Genomic DNA, 8,848 nt, shown 5'->3' with positions numbered 1-8,848 from the left:
TATACTTAGTTAATGGTTTCAGCAAGTTTTGCCAGTTCAAGATATTTCTTGTATAGTTTTTCGTAGATGAGGGCTCTTTTCTCATCCGGCCGGTATTCAGCCTCGATGTCCGACCCCATATGCCTTGTCGCCTCATTGATATCCTTGTACACCCCTGCGGCAACTGCCGCGAACATTGCCGCTCCCAAGGCACAGGTCTGTTCCGAGCGGACCACACGGATGGGCATGTCCAGCACGTCCGCCAGCGTCTGCATCACGAAGGGCGCCTTCTTGCTGATACCTCCGATGGCATTGACCGAATCAATGCGCAGCCCCTGGCCCTTCATATGCTCCACAATACGGCGGGAACCGAAGGCGGTGGCTTCCACCAGCGCACGGAATATTTCCGGGGCGCTGGTACCCAGCGTGAGTCCCGCAACGGCACCCTTCACGTTCTGGTCCGCATCGGGGGTACGGCGGCCGTTCATCCAGTCCAGGGCGACAACACCATCCTCGGAGGGTTCCATGTCCTGGGCCTCACGGGTGAGTTCCACCAGCATGCCGTCCAGAACTTTCTGCCTGGCCTCCCCTCCGGGGATATCTTTCAGTGTCCATGCCAGCATCTTCCTGAACCAGGCGTAGATGTCTCCGAAAGCCGACTGTCCGGCTTCGAAACCGATGAATCCCGGAAGCACCGAACCGTCCACCTGGCCGCAGATTCCCTTGATACAGCGTCCGCCTACCTCGTCTTTGCCGGCAACCATGATGTCGCAGGTGGATGTTCCCATGATACGTGTCAGTATCCCCGGGGCGACGGATGCGCCTACGGCTCCCATATGGGCGTCCAGCGCCCCCACGGCCACGGCGATTCCTCGGGGAAGTCCAAGCCTGTCTGCCCACTCGGGTGTCAGTTCCCCTGCCTTGGTGTCGCTGGTGTGGGTTTCTGTGAACAGATGGGGGAGCATTTCCTTCAAGGCCGGATTAAGTTCTTCGAGAACTTCGCCGGAAGGAAGACCCCAACTGGCATGCCACATTGCTTTATGTCCAGCAGCACAACGGCTACGAAAGATCTGTTCCGGAATAGTGTTACCAGTTACTAATCCGGTCATCCAATCACAATGTTCTACCCAAGCATAAGCAGCATCCTTTATAGCGACGTTTGTGTTGATAATATGTAAAACCTTTGACCATACCCATTCTGATGAATAAGTACCACCTTCATAAAGTAAATAATCAAGGTTACGTTTATTGATCAGTGCATTGATTTGCTCAGCTTCTCGAACAGCTGTATGATCTTTCCAAAGAATAAACATAGCATCCGGTTCTTCTGCAAACTCGGGACATAAAGCTAATGGCATTCCTGCCTTATCGGTTAAAGCAGGAGTACTACCAGTTGTGTCAAAACATAATCCACAAATAGAAGCAATCTCTTCTTCTTTCAAATCTGATAAGGCTATATGTACAGCCTCTATCATGGATTCAATATAATCCAATGGATGTTGGCGATAACGATTGTTGTGTGCATCGCAGTAAAGCCCCGCTTTCCAACGGGGGTAAAAACTTACCCCCGTAGCCATTTCACGGCCAGTATATGTATCCACTACCAGTGCACGACAAGAATCCGTACCAAAATCAAGACCAATAACGTATTTCTTGTTTGATTCCATACTCTAAAGCATTATTTGGTTGTTAACTCTTGTTTTCTTGCAATGAAAAGCCCATAATAGGCAATCACTGCAAAAGCAACGGCCGGTACAACATATGCAGCCATAATACTACCCGTCTGGTCGGAGACAATACCCTGAATTTGGGTCAGAACGGCAGCACCGGCAATAGCCATTACCATGAATGAACCTCCAATCTTAGTGTCATCCCCCAAACCTGTAAGACCAAAACCATAAATGGTCGGGAACATCAATGACATACAACCAGAAATGCCCATCAGGCAATAGACGCCGAAACTGCCCTTGCCAAACATGGCACCCAAACAACACATTACAGCAAGAAGCGCAACTCCTATCAAGAGTTTATAAGCTTTCACATATTTCATCATGGCAGTACATACGAATCTCATTACTACAAAGAGAATAAGTGACATGATATAGTAAGTAGCTGCAGCCTGTTCTGCTGTACGTGGCAGCAAATCATTCAATCCAAGCCATTCACAACAATTATAGAATGCGGCAGCTACCGGTTCCACTCCCCGTAATGCATTTACAACAGCATCTGCAGAAGCAGAATCTCCTAAAGAAGCCAATACACCGTCAAAATTCAGCTGTACCATAGCATAACGGATCACGAATGACCATACGGCTATCTGTGCACCAATATTGAAAAATTGTGCTATTACACCCCATACATAATTCTTATTCTTTATAAGACGACGAAGAGTGGCACCAAACTCTATTTTTTCACCTTTTTCACTAAGATTAGGCATTTTGGTAAGCCGAATAGCAAGTAAGAGCACCAACATCACCAGACCAAGTACCACATAAGCAGTAGTAACAGCATTCAATTCCTGCCCCTGGATGGCGGCCAGCTCCTCAGCCGGAAGTTGGGCACGCTCTGTCGCTGTCATTCCATTCAGTTGTGAGAGGATGAAAATCTGACTGATCACCACTCCCGTAATCGCTCCGAACGGATTGAAGGCCTGAGACAGATTCAAACGGCGTGTCGCGGTACTTTCAGGACCGATTGCCAATACATAAGAATTAGTAGACGTCTCCAGAACTGAAAGTCCGGCAAAGAGAACAAAGATTGCCAGCAGATACATAAAGAAGCTGAAATCAACATTCACTCCCGAGCTAAGCATGGCAGGATAGAACAGTAAAGCCCCAAATGCATATAGACCAAGCCCCAGCATCACGCCTGATTTATAAGTGTATTTCTTGATAAACAAGGCACCGGGAACAGCACAACATCCATATCCCAACAAATAGCACACTACCTGTATCCAAGCTGTTTTTGAATCACTCATACTCATGATGCGCTTGAAAGCTGCAAGCATAGTATCTGTCAGATTATTCGGCACAGCCCAGGCAAAGAAAAGAGTAGTGAGCAGAATGAATGGGAAGAGGATTCCTTTCGGTATTATTTTATTTGATTCCATACGAATTCTCCATTATATAGTTACCCTATTGAAACTTTGTTTTTATTACATTCAAATCTGCTCCAAATAAATCTTGCACGATAGGAACCAATTGTTCATCCTTACCTTGTACATGAATCACCTTTTGCGTATGGACCAATGAGGCACCGGGAGCCAGCTCCGCACCAGGAGAAGACGTTTCAATTTCATAGAAAGGTCCCATTATAGAACCGTCTTCTACCGGACCGTCATTATAAGAGTTGATTACATCGCCGGCAAACGGATCTTCCTGAGGTCCCCATTGGCCATTTACGTAGACTGAAGGAGTTTCGGGAAGACTACACCACAGGATTGTGAGTACGCCTTTCGATGAATCATAACTTCCGCAAATATCCGTTGCCCGTGAAGCCGGCAATCCCAGCTTGGAACGATAGAGCCCGTCAATCTTGAAATAGATAATACCATTTTCCTTTATCAGCCTATCCGCCGGTATCTTACCGAAATATTCATCATTCACAATTGTTCCTTCCGCATCTTGCTTATAAGGAATGAATACAGTAGTGGTCGGTGTAGGATTAAAACAGCCGAGCATCCACACAGATACAAGACCACCCTCTTTTGTCCATGCCTTGTCACCTGTATTGGTAATCTTATTCTCACTCTTGTAAGCTACAATTTTCATATCATTTGTAAGCTGGATATTAAAATCGGCAGCCACTTCACCAGCATCCATCAACGATACAGTACGGTCAATATTCATATCAAAAGTAGTACCGGAAGCATTTGTCAAACGAGTATCTTTCACAAAACGGATACTACTGTTGTCTTGCGACTTTATGTCAAAAGCTTCAGTATCAAGTACCGGAGGAACTATCCAATTATCATAAACCTGCTCTTGTCCTTCCTTAAAATAAAGTGAGAACGGACCACCTTCCGGACCAAGCCAGAAGCGTTCCTCACCTCCTACCGGATTAAATTGAGAACTGACTTTGCCTTCATTTATGAAACGATAATTAATCCAGCCGTAACTATCACCTTCATCGCCGGAAGCAGAAGTAGTCATTACACGGCCTTGCCATGCAGGAATAACCATCACTTTAGAATTCCCATCAGCAGATACCAATTCAGTATATTCAATGCCGTGGTCCTTTAAGAACTGGGCATCATAAGCATAACTTCCCATCTTGATTTCTTTTTGTCCGCCGCATGATACAAGTATTGCAGTTGCACCTACCAGCAGAGTGTTTTTCAGTTTGGTTGATTTCAACATAACGCCTGTTTCCTTTATTTATAGAGAGGTCCATAATTCTTGCAAGCTCTATAGTCACTGCCTTCCATATCCTCGCCAAAAGCGGTCCATGCACTGGGACGGAAAATATTTTCCTCAGAAACATTGTGCATGCATACCGGGATACGAAGCATGGAAGCCAGAGTAATCAAGTCAGCACCGATATGACCATAACTGATAGCGCCATGATTAGCCCCCCAGTTATTCATAACAGTATATACATCACGGAAATACCCCTTACCTGTCAGACGTGGAGCGAAGAAAGTGGAAGGCCATGTACGGTCAGTACGTTCATTGATAGCCTTGAAAACATCCTTATCCAAATTTACTGTCCAGCCTTCGGCAATCTGCAATACCGGACCTTGACCTTTTACGAGATTCAAACGGCACATTGTTACCGGCATTTCACCACGAGTCAGGAACTGGGAAGAATAACCACCGCCACGCATATATTCGCGACTGGCCGGATGCCACTTGGTTACAGAAAGACAAGCTTCCACTTCCTCTTCCGTAATTTCCCAGAAAGGCTTCATTACCGGTTTATTGTCACGTGTCTGACAGCCTGTTCCATCAAGCGTACAAGAACCGGAGTTGATCAGGTGAATGAAACCGTTTGCCGCCTTACCTTCCAATTTCTTACCCGTTACCCGTTCTATGGCATTCGGACTCCAATAAGTACGCACATCCGCAAATATCTGTGCAGTATTGGTCAATAGATGATTGAAGAGCATTGAAGTACAATTCAACGTATCATTTTCCGTAGCGAAAGTAAATGCTTCACGGATACCGTTCCAATCGAAAGAAGTATTCAGTATAGCTTCTGAAAAATCACCGTCAGGCTTATAATCCGTCCACTGGCGCTGTCCCTGGAAACCCGCAGCAATCGCATTGTGTCCCATTGACTCTTCCTTGAACCCCATTTCAGCCAATTTGGGATTGCCAATCATCATATCACGGAAAATAAGAGTCATTTTTACCACGTATTCCCAACGGGCATCTTTCTCTTCACGGGAATATACCAGATGTTCCGGATTAAAGTCTGTCCCTTCATTACTCTTGCAATACTTTTCTGTCCATGCCATGGCACGTGCGAACTCTTCATGGTCATAAATGCCCAGCTGGACACGACGTTCTATCTCACTGGCATCCACATACTCATTACGCATGCCCAAATACTCCTGGAAGAAATCAGGATTGGGAATAGAGCCTGCAATGCCCATGGATACACTGCCGATTGAAAGATAGGATTTCCCCTTCATTGTAGCCACAGCTATACCTGCACGGGCAAAGCGCAACAATTTCTCCTGTACATCTTCCGGTATCTCCATATTGGTCACCTCCTGTACATCACGTCCGTAAATGCCAAAAGTAGGCAATCCCTTCTGTGTATGGCTTGCCAATGCCGAAGCCAGGTAAACCGCACCCGGACGTTCCGTACCGTTAAAGCCCCAGATGGCTTTCGGCATCTCTCCGTCCATATCAATAGTTTCGAATCCATAACACCAGCAAGGAGTTACAGAAAGTACGACACCCACTCCACTATTACGGAATTTTTCAGCCGCCATGGCAGCTTCAGCCACTCCACCAATAGTTGTATCTGCAATGACGCACTCTACGGAAGTGCCGTCACTATGACGTAAGACAGAAGAATAAAGCTCGGCCACTTTATGGGCCATGGCCATAGTCATATCCTCCAATGACTCACGGATACCTCCACGACGACCGTCAATAATAGGTCTGATACCAATTTTCGGCTTTCCACCGATTAATCTTGAATTTCTCATGGTCCAACTGATTTTATTGAGATTAATATAAAAATTAACTAAATCGATTAAGCTATCATGTAAAAAAAACAGCTCTCCTAAGGAGCCATTTCAATAAATTCTCCCTCGGCAAGCACAGACTGCACTGTATTACCGTTAATAATGATATCTATCAGTATTTCAAGTGCTTTCTGTACTAAAACATCTATAGGCTGCTGAATATAGGATATAGGGGCATCAAAAAAGTCAAATACCGGATTACCGTCAAAACCCACTAAACCTATTTTACCAATAATTCCCTCTCCCATGTCCTTTATTGTATATAAACAAGCCAATGAAATCATGTTGGTGGCAAAAAGAAAAGCGTCTACACCGCCATCAATCATTTTAGGCAACAAACGGTCTGCGGACTTTCTGGGAGCATCCTGCCTCAAAAAGACCACGTTAGCCAAGTTCCTCTTACCGGCTTCATCCATAGCCTTTTTATAACCACGGATACGCTCTTTCATATGGATAAGGTTGACATCATAAGCCACCATACAAGGAGCGTTATAGCCTGCATTCAAAAGATGTTTGGTTGATATATAGGAAGCATTGAAGTTATTCAACGCCACATAGCTGACATTGATTTCCGGAAAATAGCGGTCGAACAAAACAATAGGGATATTATTGTTCACAAGTGAAGCGATGGATTTCTCAGAATTGTCACAAGGAACAATGATGAGTCCATCTACCCCTTTATTAATAAGGTTACTAACAACACGGGTCATCTTATCCTTATCCTCATCTGAACTTCCAAAAAGTACGGTATATCCCCGTTTGGTTGCCTCATCTTCCAATACACGCGCTAATTGAGAAAAAAATGGGTTGGAAATATCAGAAACCACTAATCCTATTGTTTTTGTTTTGCCACTACGAAGACTTTTGGCCGCAAGATTAGGCTGGTAGTTCATTTCATTGGCAATTTTCAATATGCGTTGGGCAGTTTCTTCTCCCACGCGATACTCTTTCTTTTTCCCATTCAAAACGAACGAAACCAATGCTGTTGAAACGCCTGCAGCTTCAGCAATATCCTTCAGCGATATTTTTTTTAGTGACGACATATATTTGTGTAACGTTTTTGCTATATAATAGTATTATACTTTTAGGTTACCTCTTGAATCAGTAGCACTTATCGTATTCTCACGATGCAAATATAAACATAAAAATTAAATCTGCAAATTATTTTGCTAATTCGTTATAACATTTTTATATTTGCAGTACCAAATCATGCTAAAAACGATATGAACTACCATAAACGACACATAAAAATTAATTTTAAACTTTTAAAATCATGAAAACCAAGATTCTATTTACACTTTTATTCTTTGCATGCAGAATACACTACCTTTATGGACAGACTAACCTACAAATAGCTCCGGAAACTTTAGCAACTCCGGAAAAAAATGGAATATGGTTACAACCTGCTCAAAATACAAAAGCACAACCCATTTGGGGATTTGCAAATGGTATCCGAATAGGAATTGCTCCATTAGGAGGTCCACGTGGGCTAATTCGTATCTATACACCTTATTTAGAACATGATGAATTTGTTGTTACCAATTTCATTGCTTTTGAACCAATTGATAAAGCAAAAAATAATAGGGGGCTCTCAGAATTGGAATGGAGTCAACTTGATAATGTTCGTGGAAAACGTTTTTGGAGTGGGAATACTCCTGAAGCTCCCTCATTCCCAAATCAATATTATCCAGCTCACGGAGTAATAGCAAAGGAAAATGGAGTTGAAACACTTACTGTGTATTTCTTTTGTGAAACTTTTGATAATGGTGCGGATATCTATGTCCGGACTAAATTCACAGAAGGAAAGCCTTATGAGTTTGAATTAACTACGTATACCACGGAAGAGTCAGATGAGCTAAATCGTTTTATACTCACAGCTACTATGGGAAACAAAGCAAGACTTAGGACATTACATCTCGCAGATGGTAAAACGAAAGAAGCCGGCCAATTATGGCCGAGCTATAAAGATTCTAATTTCACAGAACATAACCATACTCCAGTGGCAGAAATGATAAAAGATAAAAATGGAGGTGTATGGTTTATAGCGTCACCTGATGAGAAAGACCCTACAAAAGCTGTATATGCTGAAGATACACATACACATTGGAAATATACTGGTAAAAAAGCAACGCAATATTGGTATTGTTCCAATCCAAGTAATGAGTTAGAAGGAGTTGTGAATGGTCGTTATACTTATTGGGCAAGTAAATCTCCGATACCTGGTGGTATCGCTTATGAGAACTTTGAACTGACTGAACCATTTCAGTCTGGTCAAAGCTATATTTTTGGTATCACACCTCTTTCACCGGAAGAATTAATAAACCACATTATGAAATAAGAACGGACTACTTTTTGGGTAGAACTTCTTTTCCTCCTTATTTATCCCCTCTTTTGTTCTTAATTTATAGAACAGAAAAGGATAAAAGGTGGATAAAAATAAGAAAAGGATAAATTACAAAACTTACTAAATAGCTTATTACTCTAATGAGAGCAGCAGAAAATAGATACTCTATTTCTACTGTTCTCATTTTATATATATATACAACTTGTCATAGTATAAAATCTCAAAACAATCTTTTAAAGTCAACTTAAGAGATACTTCTTAACTATTGTTGGGGTCTTCCTTCCGGCGAAGTTCTCGAAGAACTTAATCCGGCCTTGAAGGAAATG

At 43.1% G+C, this 8,848-nt stretch carries 6 protein-coding genes; 1 reads left to right on the top strand and 5 read right to left on the bottom strand.

Annotated elements, in window-relative coordinates; all coding sequences use genetic code 11:
- Positions 1 to 5: 5 nt before the first annotated feature.
- From DWX62_RS21460 to DWX62_RS21440, 5 genes are all read right to left on the bottom strand, one after another.
- Positions 6 to 1,646 carry a ribulokinase gene (locus DWX62_RS21460; RefSeq protein ID WP_120173132.1) on the bottom strand — a complete coding sequence of 547 codons (1,641 nt, stop codon included), beginning with the start codon at positions 1,644 to 1,646 and terminating at the stop codon, positions 6 to 8.
- Positions 1,647 to 1,657: 11 nt separating this feature from the next.
- Positions 1,658 to 3,088 carry an L-fucose:H+ symporter permease gene (fucP, locus tag DWX62_RS21455; protein ID WP_117887903.1) on the bottom strand — a complete coding sequence of 477 codons (1,431 nt, stop codon included), beginning with the start codon at positions 3,086 to 3,088 and terminating at the stop codon, positions 1,658 to 1,660.
- Between the two features lie 25 nt (positions 3,089 to 3,113).
- Positions 3,114 to 4,337 (bottom strand): DUF6786 family protein, encoded by a 1,224-nt coding sequence (locus DWX62_RS21450; RefSeq protein ID WP_005824682.1) that lies wholly within the window; start codon positions 4,335 to 4,337, stop codon positions 3,114 to 3,116.
- A 14-nt stretch (positions 4,338 to 4,351) separates the two neighbouring features.
- Positions 4,352 to 6,139: an L-fucose isomerase gene (locus tag DWX62_RS21445; protein WP_005824683.1), complete on the bottom strand. Its 1,788-nt coding sequence runs from the start codon at positions 6,137 to 6,139 to the stop codon at positions 4,352 to 4,354.
- Between the two features lie 77 nt (positions 6,140 to 6,216).
- A complete protein-coding gene (locus DWX62_RS21440) occupies positions 6,217 to 7,221 on the bottom strand; it encodes a LacI family DNA-binding transcriptional regulator (RefSeq protein ID WP_005824684.1) in 1,005 nt (334 codons plus the stop codon).
- A 230-nt stretch (positions 7,222 to 7,451) separates the two neighbouring features.
- Between DWX62_RS21440 and DWX62_RS21435 the strand changes: the two genes are divergently transcribed.
- Complete coding sequence (locus tag DWX62_RS21435) at positions 7,452 to 8,516, top strand: hypothetical protein (RefSeq protein ID WP_005824685.1); 1,065 nt, start codon at positions 7,452 to 7,454, stop codon at positions 8,514 to 8,516.
- Positions 8,517 to 8,848 lie beyond the last annotated feature (332 nt).

The organism is Bacteroides sp. AF20-13LB, from assembly GCF_003603065.1.
Classification (GTDB): Bacteria; Bacteroidota; Bacteroidia; order Bacteroidales; family Bacteroidaceae; genus Bacteroides; species Bacteroides uniformis.
The sequence above is the reverse complement of the archived record's forward strand: the minus strand, read 5'-3'. Positions and strand labels throughout refer to the sequence as shown.